This is a genomic window from Streptomyces sp. NPDC032472 (assembly GCF_040636955.1).
Taxonomy (GTDB): Bacteria; Actinomycetota; Actinomycetes; order Streptomycetales; family Streptomycetaceae; genus Streptomyces.
In genome coordinates this window covers 37,918-55,798 of record NZ_JBEZVK010000043.1, presented here as the reverse complement: position 1 = coordinate 55,798, position 17,881 = coordinate 37,918, and the positions used below count along the sequence as shown (strand labels likewise).

Sequence of the window (17,881 nt, the reverse complement as noted above, 5' to 3'; positions counted from 1 at the left end):
CGGGCGCCCATCGCCCCCGACGGTGTTTCCACCGCCTCCCGCGCCGGTCGGCCTGCCTGGTCCACCTGCCCGCGGTCGATCCGTCCGCGCCGAGAGCAGCCTCCCCACTCGAGAGGAATCCCAAGATGTCCAAGAGAGCTGCGGCGGCCCTGGTCGCCGGCACGATGGTCGCCGTTCTGTCCGCTTGCGGTTCCGGCGGCGGCGGCCCGGCCGGCGGCAAGGACTCCGGAAGGCCGCTCACCGTGGGCTTCTCCCAGGTCGGCGCGGAGAGCGGGTGGCGCACGGCCAACACCAAGTCCGTCCAGGATGCGGCCAAGAAGGCCGGGATCACGCTGAAGTTCTCCGACGCCCAGCAGAAGCAGGAGAACCAGATCAAGGCCATCCGCTCGTTCATCCAGCAGAAGGTGGACGTCATCGCCTTCTCGCCGGTGGTCGAATCGGGCTGGGACACCGTGCTCAAGGAGGCCAAGGCCGCCCACATCCCGGTCGTCCTGACGGACCGCGCGGTGGACTCCAAGGATGAGTCGCTCTATGCCACCTTCCTCGGTTCGGACTTCGTCGAGGAGGGCAAGAAGGCCGGCGACTGGCTGGTGAAGGAGTACCAGGGCAAGAGCGACCCGGTGAACATCGTGGAGCTGCAGGGCACCACCGGCTCCGCCCCGGCCAACGACCGCAAATCGGGCTTCGCCGACGTCATCACGACGGACCCCAAGCTCAAGATCACGGCCTCCCAGACCGGTGACTTCACACGCGCCAAGGGCAAGGAGGTCATGCAGGCCTTCCTGAAGTCCCAGCCGAAGATCGACGTGCTCTACGCGCACAACGACGACATGGCACTCGGCGCCATCCAGGCCATCGAGGAAGCCGGCAAGAAGCCCGGAACCGACATCAAGATCATCTCCGTCGACGGTGTCAAGGACGCCTTCACCGCGATGAGCCAGGGCAAGATCAACGTCGTCGTCGAGTGCAACCCCCTCCTGGGCGACCAGCTGATGGACCTGGTCAAGAAGGTCAAGGCCGGCGAGCAGGTGCCGCGCCGGATCAAGACCGAAGAGGGCGTCTTCACCCAGGACCAGGCCGCGGCCGCCCTGCCGACCCGCCAGTACTGACCGGCCCGGTGACCAGGGGCTGCCCGGATCCGACCCGGCCGGCCCCGGTCGCGACCACGAGAGGAGGGGGCGGATGCCTGCCCACCGTGCGCAGCAACCGGTCCTGGAAGTACACGGGATCCGCAAGGAGTTCCCCGGCGTGGTGGCGCTGGACGGGGTCGACTTCCGGCTCTTCCCCGGCGAGGTGCACGCCCTGATGGGTGAGAACGGCGCCGGCAAGTCCACTCTGATCAAGGTGCTCACCGGCGTCTATGAGTCGGACGGCGGCGAGGTCGTGCTGAGCGGCCGGCCCGTGCACATCTCCGGCCCGCTGCAGGCGCAGCAGGCCGGGATCAGCACGGTGTACCAGGAGGTCAACCTCTGCCTGAACCTGTCGGTCGCGGAGAACATCTTCATCGGCCGTGAACCGCGCCGCCTCGGACTCATCCACTGGTCGTCCCTCCGTCGCCGCGCCGCAGAGCTGGTCGCCGACCTCGACCTGGACATCGACGTCACCGCCCCACTGGGCAGTTACTCGATCGCGGTCCAGCAACTGGTCGCGATCGTCCGGGCGGTGGACGTCTCGGCCAAGGTGCTGATCCTGGACGAGCCGACCTCCAGCCTGGACCGCGACGAGGTGCGGCAACTGTTCGCGGTGATACGCCGGTTGCGCGACCAGGGCGTGGCGATCCTGTTCGTCTCGCACTTCCTGGACCAGATCTACGAGATATGCGACCGGATGACCATCCTGCGCAACGGCAAGCTGGAGGGCGAGTACCCGATCAGCGGGTTGAGCCAGGTCGAACTGGTCGCCCGCATGATCGGCGGCGAACTGAGGAGCCTGGAGGAGCTGTCGGGCACCAGTCGTCACGAGCCCGCCGCCGAAGCCAGGACCACGCCGTTCCTGAGCGCCGACGGCCTGGGTCGCACCGGCGCGATCGAGCCGTACGACCTCACCATCCGGCCCGGTGAAGTCGTAGGACTTGCCGGACTGTTGGGGTCAGGGCGTACGGAAGCGGCCCGCCTGCTGTTCGGTGCCGACCGCAGTTCCCAGGGCTCGGTGCGGATCGAGGACGCCACCGTCGCGCTGCGCACGCCGCGCGCCGCGATCTCGTACGGGATCGCCTTCTGCTCGGAGGACCGCAAGAACGAGGGTCTGGTGGCGGAGTTGACGGTACGCGAGAACATCATCCTGGCCTTGCAGGCGGCCCGCGGCTGGACGCGTCCGCTCTCCCGCTCCAAGCAGGACGAGATCGCGCTGCGCTGGATCCGGTCACTGGACATCCGCCCGGACAACCCCGAGGCGCTGGTGCGCCATCTCAGCGGCGGCAACCAGCAGAAGGTACTGCTGGCTCGCTGGCTGATCACCGACCCCAAGCTGTTGATCCTCGACGAGCCGACCCGGGGCATCGACATCGGCGCCAAGGCCGAAATCCAGAAGTTGGTGGCCGCGCTGGCCCGGGACGGCATGTCGGTGCTGTTCATCTCGGCCGAGCTGGAGGAAGTTCTGCGGCTCAGCCACCGGGTGGGCGTGCTGCGGGACCGCCGGCTGGTCGCCGAGCTGCCGAACGACGGATCGCTCACTCCCGAGCGCATCATGGCGACGATCGCGAGCGGAGCCCGGTCATGACCAAGCACCGCCTCTTCTGGCCCGCCACCGTGCTCGCGGCCCTGCTGCTGGCCAACGTGCTGTTCACTCCGGACTTCTTCGCGGTCCGGGTCAAGGACGGGCACCTGTACGGGAGCCTGATCGACATCCTCCACTTCGGTGCCCCGCTGATCCTGGTGGCGCTGGGCATGACGCTGGTCATCGCGACCAGCGGCATCGACCTCTCGGTCGGCTCCACCGTCGCCATCGCGGGCGCGCTGGCCTGCCTGCACATCAGCGGCGCGGCCGACCCGGCAAGCCCGGGCACGGTGTTCGGCGCCGTCGCCATCGCCCTGGCGGTGGCCCTCGTCCTGGGGCTGATCAACGGCGTACTGGTGGCGGGGGTCGGTGTCCAGCCGATCATCGCCACCCTCATCCTGATGGTGGCCGGACGCGGTGTCGCCCAGCTGGTGACGGACGGCCAGATCGTCACCGTCACCAGCGAGCCCTACAAGCTGATCGGCGGCGGTTACTGGCTCACCATGCCGTTCGCGATCCTGCTCGCGGTCGTGGTGGTGCTGCTGACGTCGCTGCTGACCCGGCGTACGGCGCTCGGGCTGCTGCTGGAGTCGGTCGGCGGCAACCCGGTCGCCAGTCGCCTGGTCGGCATCCGGGCGATGGGCCTGATATGCCTGGTGTACGTCTTCAGCGCGCTGTGCGCCGCGGTCGCCGGGCTCATGATCAGCTCGAACGTCTCCAGTGCGGACGGCAACAACGCCGGGCTCTGGATCGAGCTGGACGCCATCCTCGCCGTGGTGGTCGGCGGCACCGCGCTGACCGGCGGGCGGTTCTCGCTCGGCGGCACGGTGATCGGTGCGCTGATCATCCAGACCCTGTCCACCACCGTCTACACCATCGGCATCCCGCCGGAGACCACCCTGGTCTTCAAAGCCTTCGTGGTGATCGCGGTCTGCCTGATCCAGTCACCCGCCTTCCGGGCCAAGGCCGCGCGCCGACGGGCCCGGACCGGGCGCGGCCCGACGCCGCGTCCGCTGACGACAGAGAACACGGAGGTGGGGGCATGAGCGCGATCACGGCAGCGCGTGGCCGCCCGTACATCCCGCTGCTGGTCACATCGGCCCTGCTGATATCGATGTTCGGTGCCGGGTCCGTCCAGTACGACGGATTCTTCTCCGGGCAGGTGCTGCTCAACCTGCTCATCGACAACGCCTTCCTGCTGGTGGTCGCCATCGGGATGACCTTCGTGGTGCTGACCGGAGGGATCGACCTGTCGGTCGGCGCGATGGTCGCACTGTCGACGATGATCTCCGCCTGGCTGGTGGAACAGCACGGCTGGCCGCCGTTGCTGGTGATCCCGCTGGTCCTGGCGGTGGGGACGGGCGCCGGGCTCGCGATGGGGTGGGTGATCCACTCCTTCGAGATCCAACCGTTCATCGTGACGCTCGCCGGCATGTTCCTGGCCCGTGGCCTGTGCTACACGATCAGCATCGACTCGATCTCCCTCACCGACCCGGCCTATACGGCCTTCGCCCAGACCCGGATCCCCCTGCCCGGCGACCTGTTCGTCTCGCCGAGTGTTCTGATCGCGGTAGGTGTGCTGGTGATCGCGTTCGCGGTCCTGCACTACACACGGCTGGGCCGGAACGTGTACGCGCTGGGCGGCAGCGAGCAGTCGGCCCGGCTGATGGGGCTCCCGGCCGGGCGGACGAAGATGGCCGTGTACGCCGTCAGCGGCTTCTGCTCGGCGCTCGGGGGAGTATTGCTGACCTTCTACATGCTCTCCGGCTACGGGCTCCACGCGGTGGGCCTGGAGCTGGACGCGATTGCGGCCGTGGTGATCGGCGGGACGCTCCTGACCGGAGGGTCCGGATACCTGCTCGGGACCGCGCTGGGGGTGCTCGTGCTGGGCCTGATCCAGACCGTCATCAGCTTCCAGGGCACGCTCAGCTCGTGGTGGACCAGGATCGTGGTCGGCGGCCTGCTGTTCGTCTTCATCCTGTTCCAGCGCCTGATCGCCGGCCGTCGCAAGGTCTGACCGGCTTAAGGCGAGCCCGGCCTTGACAGGCTCATTGTTAGCGCTAACTATCCCCGGGCGATGCCCCGGCGGCATCGCTGCGCCCTCTCGGGGCTCCGTACGAAGGATGTGAAGTGACCGTGCCCCATCCCCCCCAGACCGCGGAGAGCCATGTCGTGGGTGTCGACTTCGGCACTCTCTCCGGCCGGGCCGTGGTGGTCCGCGTCCGCGACGGCGAGGAGGTCGGCTCCGCCGTCCACGTGTACCCGCACGGCGTCATCGAGCGTGAACTCCCCACCACCGGTCAGCCCCTGCCGCCCGACTGGGCCCTCCAGCACCCCGAGGACTGGCGCGAGGTGCTGCGCACCGCCGTCCCCGCCGCAGTGGCCGCGAGCGGCATCGACCCGGCCGCCGTCATCGGCATCGCCACCGACTTCACCGCCTGCACCGTCCTCCCGGTACGGGCCGACGGCACTCCGCTCGCCGAGACCGCGCTGGGCGTTCGCCCGCACGCCTGGCCCAAGCTCTGGAAGCACCACGCGGCCCAGGGCCAGGCCGACCGCATCAACCACCTCGCCCACCTGCGCGCCGAGAAGTGGATCTCCCGCTACGGCGGCAAGATCTCCGCCGAATGGCAGTACGCCAAGGCGCTCCAGGTTCTCGAAGAGGACCCGGACACCTACGCCGCCACCGAGCGCTGGATCGAGGCCGCGGACTGGATCGTCTGGCAGCTCGCAGGCGTCGAGACCCGCAACACCTGCACGGCGGGATACAAGGGCATCCACCAGGACGGCCACTACCCCAGCGAGGACTACCTCGCCGCCCTGCACCCCGATTTCGCCGACTTCGCGCGCACCCGGCTGGAGCATCCGCTGTCGCCGCTGGGATCGCGGGCCGGCTCCCTCACCGCCGAGGCGGCCTCCTGGACCGGGCTGCCCGAGGGCATCGCCGTCGCCACCGGCAACGTCGACGCCCATGTCGCGGCCCCTGCCGCCCAGGCCGTCGAGAACGGCCGGCTGCTCGCCATCATGGGCACCTCCACCTGCCACGTCGTCAACGGCCCCGCCCTCGCCGACGTCCCCGGAATCTGCGGAGTCGTCGACGGCGGCATCGTGGAGGGCGCCTACGGCTACGAGGCCGGGCAGAGCGCGGTCGGCGACATCTTCGCCTGGTGGCTGCGCCAAGGCGTGCCGACCCACTACCGCGCAGAGGCCGAAGCCACCGGCGAGGACCTGCACCAGCTGCTGTCCCGCAAGATCGCCGACCAGCCCGTCGGCGGCCACGGCCTGATCGCCCTCGACTGGATGAACGGAAACCGCTCCACCCTCGTCGACCACCACCTCTCCGGAGTCATCGTCGGCCTCACCCTCACCACCCGCCCCGAGGAGATCTACCGCGCCCTGCTGGAGGCCACCGCCTTCGGCACCCGCAGCATCATCGAGGCCCTGGAGCAGGGCGGCGTCCCCGTCACGGAGTTCATCGTGACCGGCGGGCTGAAGAAGAACCCCCTGCTCATGCGGATCTACGCCGACGTGCTGCGCCGGCCCGTCTCCCTCGCCGAGTCCGCCCAGGGCCCCGCCCTCGGCTCCGCCATCCACGCCGCCGTCGCCGCCGGCGCGCACCCGGACGTACGCACCGCGGCCGCCGCCATGGGCCGCGTACGCCGCGGAGTCCACCAACCGGACACCGCGCGCGCCGACGCCTACGACCGCCTCTACGCCGAGTACCGCACCCTGCACGACCACTTCGGCACCGGCCCCGACAAGCTCCTCCACCGCCTCCGCGCCATCCGCAACGCGGCGCTCACCGCCCCGCGAACCGACCCCGAGGCCACCCCGGCCGCCCAGAAGAGCGAGGTCCGACCATGAGTTCCCCGATCGATCTGCTGCGCCGCCAGGTCAGCGACCTCCACCAGGAGCTGGTCCGCTACGGCCTCGTCGTCTGGACGGCCGGCAACGTCTCCGCCCGCGTCCCCGGCGAGGACCTGATGGTCATCAAGCCGAGCGGCGTCTCGTACGACGAGCTGACGCCCCGGAACATGATCCTCTGCGACCTGGACGGCAAGGTCGTCGAGGGCGACCAGTCCCCGTCCTCGGACACCGCCGCGCACGCCTACGTGTACCGCCACATGCCCGAGATTGGCGGAGTGGTGCACACCCACTCGACGTACGCGAGCGCCTGGGCCGCGCGCGGAGAGGCCGTGCCCTGCGTACTGACCGCCATGGCCGACGAGTTCGGCGCCGAGATCCCCGTAGGCCCCTTCGCGCTCATCGGCGACGACTCCATCGGCCGGGGCATCGTCGAGACCCTCCGGGGCCACCGCTCGCCGGCCGTCCTGATGAAGAGCCACGGCGTCTTCACCATCGGCAAGGACGCCAAGGCCGCCGTCAAGGCCGCCGTGATGTGCGAGGACGTCGCCCGCACCGTCCACATCTCCCGCCAGCTCGGCGAACCCCTGCCGATAGCGCAGGACGACATCGACCGCCTCAACCACCGCTATCAGACCGTGTACGGCCAGCAGCCCGCTGCCCGCTAAGGAGACCCACGCCCCCATGAAGGCACAGAAGGCAGTCCAGGGCCGCGAAGTCTGGTTCCTGACCGGCAGTCAAGGGCTGTACGGCGACGACACCTTGCGTCAGGTCGCAGAGCAGTCCCGCCGGATCGCCGACGCACTCGGCGACTCCGGCATCCCGGTGAACATCGTCTGGAAGCCCGTACTCACCGACGCCGGCGCGATCCGGCGGGTCTGCCTGGACGCCAACGCAGACGACACCTGCATCGGCCTCATCGCCTGGATGCACACCTTCTCCCCGGCGAAAATGTGGATCGCGGGCCTGGACGCCCTGCGCAAGCCGTTGCTCCACCTGCACACCCAGGCCGATGCCGCACTGCCCTGGGCGTCGATCGACATGGACTTCATGAACCTGAACCAAGCGGCCCACGGCGACCGCGAGTTCGGCTACATCCAGTCCCGGCTCGGCGTCGCACGCAAGACCGTCGCCGGACACGTCAGCGACCCCTCGGTCGCTGCCCGGATCGCCTCCTGGGCCCGGGCCGCGGCAGGCCGCTCCGAGCTTCAGAGCCTCAAGCTGGCGCGATTCGGCGACAACATGCGCGACGTCGCCGTGACCGAGGGCGACAAGGTCGAGGCCCAACTCCGCTTCGGCGTCTCGGTCAACACGTACGGCGTCAACGACCTGGTCGCAGCCGTCGACTCGGCCGCCGACGCCGCCGTGACCGAACTGGTCGAGGAGTACGAGGACACCTACCGCCTCGCGCCCGAACTCCGCGCGGACGGGGACCGGCACGACTCACTGCGCTACGCCGCGCGCATTGAACTCGGCCTGCGCAGATTTCTGACGGACGGCGGCTTCCACGCCTTCACCACCAACTTCGAAGACCTCGGCGGCCTGCGCCAGCTACCCGGCCTGGCGGTGCAGCGGCTGATGGCCGACGGCTACGGATTCGGCGGCGAGGGCGACTGGAAGACCTCCGTCCTGCTGCGCACGCTCAAAGTGATGTCCACCGGGCTGCAGGGCGGCACCTCCTTCATGGAGGACTACACCTACCACCTGGAGGCGGGGCGGGAGTTGATCCTCGGCGCGCACATGCTGGAGGTCTGCCCGACCATCGCATCGGACGTGCCGTCCTGCGAGATCCACCCCTTGGGCATAGGGGGCCGCGAGGACCCGGTCCGCCTCGTCTTCGACGCCCGGACCGGTCCCGCCGTCGTGGTCGGGCTGGCCGACATGGGCGACCGGTTCCGCCTGGTCGCCAACGAGATCGACGTGGTCGAGCCCCTCGAACCGCTGCCGAACCTCCCCGTCGCGCGCGCCGTCTGGCAGCCGCGCCCGAACCTGCGCACCTCGACCGAGGCGTGGCTGACCGCCGGCGGGCCCCACCACACCGTGCTGTCCAGCGCGATCGGGACCGAGGAGCTGGGCGACCTCGCCGACATCCTCGCCACCGAGCTGCTGGTCATCGACGCGGACACCACGATCCGCCGGTTCACCAAGGAGATCCGCTGGAACCAGGCCTACCACCGCCTGGCCCAGGGCTTCTGACGCAGACGGCGGGCGGGGGGCCTCCCGGGCCGCGGCTCGGGAGCCGCCGCCCTTTCGGTCCTCCCGAACCCGGCCCCCTCCCCCGATCGGAGTGACGAACAGCCATGCCCGATGCACCCACCCACCCCGACGACGGTTCCCTGACGATCCGCCGCGAGCCGTACGCGACCCTCCCGGACGGGCGGGTCGTCGACCGCTACGCCTTCGGCTCCGAGGGCGCCGTCATGGCGGAGGTGCTCACCCTCGGCGCCCGGCTCCAGGCGCTGTACGCACCGGACCGGGACGGGCACCGCGCCAACATCGTGCTGGGCGGCGTGAGCGTGGCGGACATGCTCGGCGAGGCGAAGTACTTCGGGGCAACCGTCGGCCGCTACGCGAACCGGATCGCACGCGGCGAACTGCCCGTCGAAGGCGCCGTCCACCGGCTGCGGACCCAGGGAAACGGCCACACCCTGCACGGCGGCCCCGAAGGCTTCGACGCCCGCATCTGGGACGCCACGGAGGTGCGTGAGCCGAGCCGCGTCGGCGTCCGCTTCACGCTGCACAGCCCGGACGGCGACCAGGGCTTCCCCGGTGCACTCACCGTCCATGTGACCTATCTGCTGGACCGTGCGGGTTCGCTCACACTCGCGTACGAGGCCACCACCGACGCGCCCACGGTGGTCAACCTGACGAACCACGCCTACTTCAACCTGGCCGGCGAGGGCAGAGGCACCATCCTCGACCACGTGCTGCAGGTCGACGCGGACCAGTACACGCCGGTGGACGGGGAGTTGATCCCGTACGGCCCGCACTTCCCGGTCGAGGGCACCCCGTTCGACCTCACCGAGCCCCGCCTGCTCGCTGAGCGGATGACGGCCGACCACCCCCAGCTGCGGCTGGCGGGCGGCGGATTCGACCACAACTGGGTGCTCGGTCCGTGCGAGGGAGACGGCCCGCGGCCGGTAGCGGTGCTGCGGCACCCGGCGAGCGGGCGGCGGCTGGAGTGCCTGACCACCGAGCCCGGCCTGCAGATCTACACCGGAAACCTCTTCGACGGCTCGCTCACAGGCCCGGGCGGCGCACCGTACCCAGCCTTCGCCGGGATCGCGCTGGAAACCCAGCACTTCCCCGACTCCCCGCACCGCCCATGCTGTCCCTCCACCGTCCTACGCCCGGGGGAGGAGTACCGCTCGACCACCGTCTACCGGTTCTCGGTGGACCCCGGCTGACCCGGCGGCGCCCGGCCGCGCCCCCACCGTGCGCGGCCACGCCGCCCAGGAGGGACCGACATGACCGCCCCCGCTGCCGCCCCCGTACCTGGACCGGCGTCGCGGTCGCGCTCCTGGCGCTCCCGTGCGCGCCGGCCTGGACGAAACCCGGCCGGCCACGGCCGCCGCGGGGGGAACTTGACGGCAGCGTGCTGGTCCGGCCGCGCCCCCCACGGGTGCGACCGGACTCGGATGGAGTCGGCTCAGGAACCGGCCCTGCGCTTGTTGTAGACATCGAATCCGACCGCGGCCAGCAGCACCAGGCCCTTGATGACCTGCTGGTAGTCGGTGCCGATACCGACCAGCGACATACCGTTGTTGAGCACGCCGAGCACCAGGCCGCCGATGAGGGCGCCGAGCACCGTGCCGACGCCACCGGAGGCCGAGGCGCCCCCGATGAACGCGGCGGCGATCGCCTCCAGTTCGAAGTTGATACCGGCCTGCGGCGTACCCGCGTTGAGACGCGCCGCGAAGACCATGCCGGCCAGGGCGGCCAGCACACCCATGTTGACGAAGGCGAGGAAGACGACGCGCTTGCTCTTGACGCCCGACAGCTTCGCCGCGGCCTCGTTGCCGCCGATCGCGTAGGTGTGGCGGCCCAGGATGGAGTTGCGCATCAGGTAGCCGAAGGCGACCAGCAGCACGCCGAGGATCAGCAGCACGATCGGGAAGCCGTGGTAGCTCGCCAGCAGCAGGGTGAACACCAGTACCGCGGCGCCGATGGCGCCAAGCTTGGCCAGGAAGAAGCCGAGCGGGAGCAGGTCGAGGCCGTAGCGGGCGGCCTGCCGTCGGCCCCGGACCTCCTGGAGGACCGCCACCACGAGCACGACGAGCCCCAGCAGCAGAGTGAGGTTGTGGTAGTCGGTCCGCGGGCCGACCTCCGGCAGGAAGCCGCTGCTGATCTCCTGGAAGCCCTTGGGGAAGGGAGCCACCGACTGGCCCTGCAGCAGGATCTGCGTCCCGCCGCGGAACAGCAGCATGCCGGCCAGCGTGACGATGAAGGACGGGATGCCGACGTACGCGATCCAGAACCCCTGCCAGGCACCGGCGGCCGCGCCGATCAGCAGGGCGGCGGTCAGTGCGAGCGGCCACGGCACCTCGTGCTTGACCATCATGACGGCCGCGGCGGCGCCGACGAAGGCGGCCAGCGAACCGACCGAGAGGTCGATGTGACCGGAGATGATCACGATCATCATGCCGATGGCCAGGATCAGGATGTAGCTGTTCTGCTGGATCAGGTTGGTGACGTTGAGGGGCTGGAGCAGGATGCCGTCGGTCCAGATCTGGAACACCACGACGATCAGCGCCAGCGCGACCAGCATGCCGTACTGGCGTACGTTGCCGCGCAGCGCCCGCACCAGCAGGGGGCCGATGCCGCCACCGCCGCCGGGCTGGACGGGCAGGGCCGTCTTGAGGTCCGTGGTGCCCGGGGTGTCCGTGGTCTCTGTCGGGGCCATGCCTTACACCTGCTCGTTCTCGGTCGCAGCGCTCACGGTCATGAGGCGCATGAGTGATTCCTGGGTCGCGTCCGCGCGGTCCACCTCACCGGTGAGCCGGCCCTCGGCCATCACGTAGATGCGGTCGCACATGCCGAGCAGCTCGGGGAGTTCGGAGGAGATGATCAGCACCGCCTTGCCCTGGGCCGCGAGTTCGGCGATGACGGTGTAGATCTCGGCCTTGGCGCCGATGTCGATGCCCCGGGTGGGTTCGTCGAGGATCAGTACGTCCGGCTCGGAGAAGATCCACTTGCTGAGGACGACCTTCTGCTGGTTGCCGCCGCTGAGCTTCCCGGTCTCCGCGAACACCGAAGGGGCCTTGATGTTCATGGTCTTGCGAAAGGACTCCGCGACCCGGGTCTCCTCGTGCTCGTTCACCCACCCGCGCCGAGCGACCTTGCCGAGCGCGCTCAGCGAGATGTTGCGACTGATGCCGTCCATCAGGTTCAGCCCGAGGTGCTTGCGGTCCTCGGTGACGTACGCGATGCCGTGACCGATCGACTCCGGGACGGTGCGCGTGCGGATCTCCTCGCCGTTCAGCAGCACCCGGCCTCCGGTACAGCGCCCGTACGAGCGGCCGAAGACGCTCATCGCGAGCTCGGTGCGGCCCGCGCCCATCAGGCCGGCGATACCGACGATCTCGCCGCGCCGCACTTCGAGCGACACGCCGTCGACGACCTTGCGCTGATGGTCGATCGGGTGGTGGACGGTCCAGTCCTCGACGGCGAAGGCGACCTCGCCCGGCTCGGGGGTCCGCTCGGGGTAGCGGTGCTCCAGATCGCGGCCGACCATGCCCCGGATGATCCGGTCCTCGGAGATGCCCTCGGCGCCGACCGCGAGGGTCTCGATGGTCCGGCCGTCGCGCAGGATCGTGACGGAGTCGGCGACCTGGGCGATCTCGCCCAGCTTGTGCGAGATGAGGATGCAGGAGATGCCCTGGGCCTTGAGTTCCAGGATGAGGTCGAGCAGCTTGCGGCTGTCCTCACCGTTCAGGGCGGCCGTGGGCTCGTCCAGGATCAGCAGCTTGACCTCCTTGGCGAGCGCCTTGGCGATCTCGATCAGCTGCTGCTTGCCCACGCCGATGTCGGCGACCCGGGTGTGCGGGCTCTCGTCCAGCCCGACCCGCCTCAGTAGCGACTTGGCGTGGGTGAGCGTGGTGCTCCAGCTGATGATGCCCCGGGTGGCGTGCTCGTTGCCGAGGAAGATGTTCTCCGCGATGGAGAGGTACGGCACCAGGGCGAGTTCCTGGTGGATGATCACGATGCCGCGCTGTTCGCTGGCCCGGATGTCCTTGAACGCGCAGGACTCGCCCTGGAAAAGGATCTCGCCCTCGTAGGAGCCGTGCGGGTGGACCCCGCTGAGCACCTTCATCAGGGTGGACTTCCCGGCGCCGTTCTCACCGCAGACGGCGTGGACCTCGCCGGGGGCGACGCTCAGGGTGACGTCGGAGAGCGCCTGGACACCGGGGAAGGACTTGCTGATCGAACGCATCTCGAGGACGGGTCCGGCCATGGTGGTGCATCCGTTCGACAGGGGCGGTACGGGCGGGGCCTGTCAGGTCGACTGCCCGCCCGTACGCGCCCGGCTCTGGTGCGGCCCTGCGTTGAGGCCCGGGGCTACTTGAGCTGGTCGGCGGTGTACTGCCCGCCGTCGACCAGCACCTTCTGGTAGTTCTCCTTGTCGACGCTGACCGGCTGCAGCAGGTACGCCGGGACGATCTTGACCCCGTTGTCGTACTGCTTGGTGTCGTTGACCTCGGGCCGGCCGCCGGTGAGCAGGGCGTCGCCCATCTGGACCGCGACCTTGGCCAGCTCGCGGGTGTCCTTGTAGACGGTCTGGGTCTGCTCGCCCGCGATGACGGACTTCACCGAGGCCAGCTCGGCGTCCTGGCCGGTGACGATCGGCAGGGCCTTGCCCGGGCTGCCGTAGCCGACGCCCTTGAGGGAGGACAGGATGCCGATGGAGATGCCGTCGTAGGGGGAGAGCACCGCGTCGACACCGGCCGATGTGTACGACTTGCTCAGCAGGTTGTCCATCCGGGATTGTGCGACACCGCCGTCCCAGCGCAGCGTGCCGACCTGGCTGAGGCTGGTCTGACCGCTCTGGACGACCAGCTTCTTCTGGTCGATGTACGGCTGGAGCACGCTCATCGCGCCCTGGAAGAAGAAGGTGGCGTTGTTGTCGTCCGGCGAGCCGGCGAACAGCTCGATGTTGAACGGGCCCTTGCCGCTCGCGAGACCCAGCTTGTCGACGATGTAACTGCCCTGCAGAACACCGACCTTGAAGTTGTCGAAGGTCGCGTAGTAGTCGACGTTCCCGGTGCCGCGGATCAGGCGGTCGTACGAGATCACCGGAATCTTGGCATCGGAGGCCTTCTGGAGGACGTTCGTGAGCGAGGAGCCGTCGATGGCGGCCACCACCAGCAGCTTGGCGCCCTTCGTAATCATGTTTTCGATCTGCGAGACCTGGTTCTCGACGACGTTGTCGCCGTACTGCAGGTCGGTCTTGTAGCCCTTGGCCTGGAACTGCTTGACCATGTTGTCGCCGTCGTTGATCCAGCGCTCCGACGACTTGGTGGGCATCGCGATGCCGACGAGGCCACCCTTGGCGTTGCCGCCGCTTGCGCCGTCGCCCACACCGTTGGCGCTCTGGCCGCAGGCCGTCAGGGCCAAGGTGAGGCCCGCGGCAGCGAGGCCCATCGATACCTTGCGCACTATTCCTCCAGTGGTATGCCGCGATCGCCGCGACCTCGGCAGGGGCCTCGGATCGGGTCGAGCGGGGTCGGGCACCGGCCCGGGGTGGAGCGGGCCGGGTTCGTTCGGGGTCGGTACGGCCGACCGGGCGGCGGGGTGGGTGAACCCGCTGGAGGCCCCGGTGGGTGCCGCTCTGGGCGGGCGTTACATGAGTGTTAACGCTCACAGAAACCGCGTCAAGGGCCCGGAGATCACCTTTGGATATAGCGCGGGGCAAGCGGAGACACGGTCGACGACGGGGGCTTGACCCCTAAATTGTGAGCGTTAACAATATGGTGCGACGTAGCTCTCCGCTCTCCCTGCTCAAGGCAGACCACCTGCACACCGCCCCGATGAACACCGTCGGGAAGTGAACCGCGCCGACTGACAGGATCAGGCGAGCTGCGGGGTGAGGCGCTTGTGCCCCTTGCGGTCGTAGTACGCGGTCATGACGAAGCCGAAGAGCAGGCCCCGCATCCCGATCCGGGTGCTTTTCGCCCGGTGGCGGCCTTTGCAGAACGACAGGAGACGTGCATGTCCGCGCTTCGCGCCCGGCTGTCGGCGATACTGCTCGCCGCCTGCCTGCTCTTCACATCCCAGGCCTTGATCACACCGGACCGGGCGGCCGCCGCCGACCCGGGCTACCTGATGTTGCACTTCACCGGGGAGGGGGCGGCCGGTCAGCAGATGTACCTCGCACACAGCACGGACGGCCTCCACTGGAACGACCTCAACGGCGGAGCACCGATCCTGCGCTCCACGATCGGCACGAAGGGGGTACGTGACCCCGCACTGGTGAGATCCCCCGGCGGTGACAAGTACTGGATCATTGCCACCGACCTGTGCATCGGCTGCGGGCAGAACTGGGAGGCCGCCGTGAACAACGGCAGCCGCGACCTGGTGGTGTGGGAGTCGACGGACCTGGTCACCTGGTCGCAGCCGTGGCTGCTCAACGTCGCCGGCGCAATCCCCGACGGGCGCAACGCCTGGGCGCCGGAAGCGGTCTGGAACCCCGAGACCAACGACTACGTCCTCTACTGGGCGACGAACAAGCCCGTCAACGGCGTGAAGAAGCACCGCATCTTCTACGCCCGCACCAGCGACTTCCGCTCCATCACCACCCCGCAGACCTACATCGAGCGCCCCGGCCCGCAGGAAATCATCGACACCCAGATCGTCGAGATGCCGGCCGGCGTCGGCAGCCACCGCTACGTGCGGGCCTCCGGCGACGGCCAGATCACCCTCGAGGGCAGCAACTCGATCCTCGGCACCTGGACGAACCTTGGCGACCTCTCCGGCATCGGCCTCACCGGCTCCCAGGTCGAGGGCCCCATGTGGATGAAGTTCCGCGACCGCGGCGAGTGGGCGCTCTACCTCGACCAGTACTCCTCCGGACGCGGTTACATGCCGGTCACGACGACGAGCCCCTCCGCCCCCGGCACCTACCAGGTTCCGGCGTCGGGCAGCTATCACATGGGCGCTCTCAAGAAGCGCCACGGCTCGATCCTGAACCTGACGGCCGCCGAGGAGTCCCGCGTCCTCGCCCGCTGGAGCGACATCCCGGCCAAGCGGCTCCAGTCGTACAACTTCCAGGACCGGTACGTGCGGCACGTCGGCTTCGACGTGCGCATCGACCAGAACATCACCGGCCCGGACGCCCAGTTCCGGCTGCGGCCCGGCCTGGCGGGCACGGGAACCGTCTCCTTCGAGTCGGTGAACTACCGCGGGTACTTCCTGCGGCACACCGGATACGACTTCCAACTGGTCCGCGACGACGGCACCGCCCAGTTCGCCGCGGACGCCACCTTCCGCCAGGTCGCCGGCCTCGCCGATGCCGCCTGGTCCTCGTTCCAGTCGTACAACCACCCCGACCGCCATATCCGCCACTACGCCTACCAGCTCCGCCTCGACCCCATCACCACCGCGACAGGGCGCGCCGACGCCACCTTCCGCGTGACGAACTGACCCGACGCCGACAGACGTGCCGCACCGGCTCCGGCCGGGCGGTGGCCGCCGCCAACGGCTTTGCCGGGATGCCGTCGGCCTGCCGGACGTATAGCACCACAGAGCCGCCACTCCGGCAGCACCGCCGCGCATCGACGGTCCGGACAGCCTCTGACGGGGCCGACGGGAAACGCCTACTCAAGGAATGAGGCTCCCATGCGCAGACTGGGTTTCAGCCGCAGACATCTGTCTGTGGTGCTCGCGGCCCTGGTCGCTTCGGCGGCGACGCCCGTCGCCGACCCGGCTCAGGCGGCCACCAGCGGTGCCTTGCGCGGTGCCGGTTCCGGCCGGTGCCTGGATGTGCCGGGCGCCAGCCGGACCGATGGCACGAACCTGCAGCTCTGGGACTGCTGGGGCGGGACCAACCAGCAGTGGACGCTGACGGACAACAACCAGCTCACCGTGTACGGCAACAAGTGCCTGGATGTTCCGGGCCACGCCACCGCGGCCGGTACCCGGGTGGTGATCTGGAGCTGTAACGGCGGTACGAACCAGCAGTGGCGGGTGAACTCCGACGGCACGATCGTCGGCGTGGAGTCCGGGCTGTGCCTGGCCGCTACGGGCTCCGGTACGGCCAACGGCACGGCGGTGGAGATCTCGAGGTGCAACGGCGGCAGCAACCAGAAGTGGACCGGCCTGTCCGCACCGCCGAGCGGCACGTGTTCTCTTCCGTCGACCTACCGGTGGACGTCGACGGGTGCGCTGGCGCAGCCGGCGAACGGATGGGCCGCGCTGAAGGACTTCACCACCGTGACGTACAACGGCAAGCACCTGGTCTACGGGACGAACTACACGGGGTCGGACTGGGGCTCGATGATGTTCAGTCCCTTCACGAACTGGTCGGACATGGCGTCGGCCGGCCAGACCGGCATGAGCCAGCGAACGGTGGCGCCCACGCTGTTCTACTTCGCGCCCAAGAACATCTGGGTGCTCGCGTACCAGTGGGGTCCGTGGCCCTTCATCTACCGCACGTCCAGTGATCCCACCAACCCCAACGGCTGGTCCTCGCCCCAGCCGCTGTTCACCGGCAGCCTCCCCAGCACCGACAACTCCCCCACCGGCCCGATCGACCAGACCCTGATCGCCGACGACCAGAACATGTACCTGTTCTTCGCCGGCGACAACGGCAAGATCTACCGGGCGAGCATGCCGATCGAGAACTTCCCGGGCAACTTCGGCTCCTCGTACACGACGGTCATGAGCGACACGACGGACAGCCTGTTCGAGGCGCCGCAGGTCTACAAGGTCCAGGGCCAGAACCAGTACCTCATGATCGTCGAGGCCCGGGGTGCGAACGGGCGCTACTTCCGCTCGTTCACGGCCTCCAGCCTGAACGGTTCGTGGACCCCGCAGGCCGCCACCGAGAGCAACCCCTTCGCCGGCAAGGCCAACAGCGGAGCCACCTGGACCAATGACATCAGCCACGGCGACCTGGTCCGCGACAACCCCGACCAGACCATGACCATCGACCCCTGCAACCTGCAGTTCCTCTACCAGGGCAGGGGCGCCACATCGGCAGGCACCGCCTACGAGAAGTGGCCCTACCGGCCGGGCGTCCTCACCCTGCGGCGCTGACCTGCCCGCATGTGACCACAAGCTCATGACCGTACCTCAGCCTGGGGAC

Annotated in this window: 13 protein-coding genes; 10 read left to right on the top strand and 3 right to left on the bottom strand. The window is 69.1% G+C overall.

Annotated features, from left to right (window positions below; all coding sequences use genetic code 11):
* The first annotated feature begins 125 nt into the window (after window positions 1-125).
* The 8 genes from AB0F11_RS26120 (at window position 126) to AB0F11_RS26085 (ending at window position 9,986) form a co-directional block, all read left to right on the top strand.
* A complete protein-coding gene (locus AB0F11_RS26120; RefSeq protein ID WP_362178328.1) occupies window positions 126-1,109 on the top strand; it encodes an ABC transporter substrate-binding protein in 984 nt (327 codons plus the stop codon).
* Window positions 1,110-1,182: 73 nt separating this feature from the next.
* The gene (locus tag AB0F11_RS26115; RefSeq protein WP_362178326.1) at window positions 1,183-2,718 is read left to right on the top strand and encodes a sugar ABC transporter ATP-binding protein; all 1,536 of its coding nucleotides are present in this window, start codon (window positions 1,183-1,185) and stop codon (window positions 2,716-2,718) included.
* Complete coding sequence (locus tag AB0F11_RS26110) at window positions 2,715-3,761, top strand: ABC transporter permease (protein WP_362178324.1); 1,047 nt, start codon at window positions 2,715-2,717, stop codon at window positions 3,759-3,761. Before AB0F11_RS26115 ends, AB0F11_RS26110 begins: the two co-directional genes overlap by 4 nt.
* On the top strand, window positions 3,758-4,732 hold the full coding sequence (gene yjfF / locus AB0F11_RS26105; protein WP_362178321.1) for a galactofuranose ABC transporter, permease protein YjfF: 975 nt from the start codon (window positions 3,758-3,760) through the stop codon (window positions 4,730-4,732). The genes AB0F11_RS26110 and yjfF overlap by 4 nt, the downstream gene beginning before the upstream one ends.
* A gap of 119 nt (window positions 4,733-4,851) precedes the next feature.
* Complete coding sequence (locus tag AB0F11_RS26100) at window positions 4,852-6,579, top strand: ribulokinase (RefSeq protein ID WP_362178318.1); 1,728 nt, start codon at window positions 4,852-4,854, stop codon at window positions 6,577-6,579.
* The gene (locus AB0F11_RS26095; RefSeq protein WP_362178315.1) at window positions 6,576-7,247 is read left to right on the top strand and encodes an L-ribulose-5-phosphate 4-epimerase; all 672 of its coding nucleotides are present in this window, start codon (window positions 6,576-6,578) and stop codon (window positions 7,245-7,247) included. Before AB0F11_RS26100 ends, AB0F11_RS26095 begins: the two co-directional genes overlap by 4 nt.
* A gap of 16 nt (window positions 7,248-7,263) precedes the next feature.
* Window positions 7,264-8,775 (top strand): L-arabinose isomerase, encoded by a 1,512-nt coding sequence (gene araA / locus AB0F11_RS26090; RefSeq protein ID WP_362178312.1) that lies wholly within the window; start codon window positions 7,264-7,266, stop codon window positions 8,773-8,775.
* Between the two features lie 104 nt (window positions 8,776-8,879).
* Window positions 8,880-9,986 (top strand): aldose epimerase family protein, encoded by a 1,107-nt coding sequence (locus tag AB0F11_RS26085; protein ID WP_362178309.1) that lies wholly within the window; start codon window positions 8,880-8,882, stop codon window positions 9,984-9,986.
* A gap of 242 nt (window positions 9,987-10,228) precedes the next feature.
* On the opposite strand, the gene mmsB is transcribed toward AB0F11_RS26085, so the two are convergent.
* The 3 genes from mmsB to chvE form a co-directional block, all read right to left on the bottom strand.
* On the bottom strand, window positions 10,229-11,482 hold the full coding sequence (gene mmsB, locus AB0F11_RS26080; protein ID WP_362178306.1) for a multiple monosaccharide ABC transporter permease: 1,254 nt from the start codon (window positions 11,480-11,482) through the stop codon (window positions 10,229-10,231).
* 3 nt (window positions 11,483-11,485) lie between these two features.
* Window positions 11,486-13,033 carry a multiple monosaccharide ABC transporter ATP-binding protein gene (mmsA, locus tag AB0F11_RS26075; RefSeq protein WP_079423920.1) on the bottom strand — a complete coding sequence of 516 codons (1,548 nt, stop codon included), beginning with the start codon at window positions 13,031-13,033 and terminating at the stop codon, window positions 11,486-11,488.
* Between the two features lie 104 nt (window positions 13,034-13,137).
* Window positions 13,138-14,220 (bottom strand): multiple monosaccharide ABC transporter substrate-binding protein, encoded by a 1,083-nt coding sequence (gene chvE, locus AB0F11_RS26070; RefSeq protein WP_107438220.1) that lies wholly within the window; start codon window positions 14,218-14,220, stop codon window positions 13,138-13,140.
* A gap of 567 nt (window positions 14,221-14,787) precedes the next feature.
* On the opposite strand from chvE, the gene AB0F11_RS26065 reads away from it, so the two are divergent.
* Together AB0F11_RS26065 and AB0F11_RS26060 are read left to right on the top strand one after the other, a co-directional pair.
* Window positions 14,788-16,218 (top strand): glycoside hydrolase family 43 protein, encoded by a 1,431-nt coding sequence (locus AB0F11_RS26065; RefSeq protein WP_362178303.1) that lies wholly within the window; start codon window positions 14,788-14,790, stop codon window positions 16,216-16,218.
* A gap of 195 nt (window positions 16,219-16,413) precedes the next feature.
* The gene (locus tag AB0F11_RS26060) at window positions 16,414-17,832 is read left to right on the top strand and encodes a non-reducing end alpha-L-arabinofuranosidase family hydrolase (RefSeq protein WP_362178300.1); all 1,419 of its coding nucleotides are present in this window, start codon (window positions 16,414-16,416) and stop codon (window positions 17,830-17,832) included.
* The last annotated feature ends 49 nt before the right edge of the window (window positions 17,833-17,881 follow it).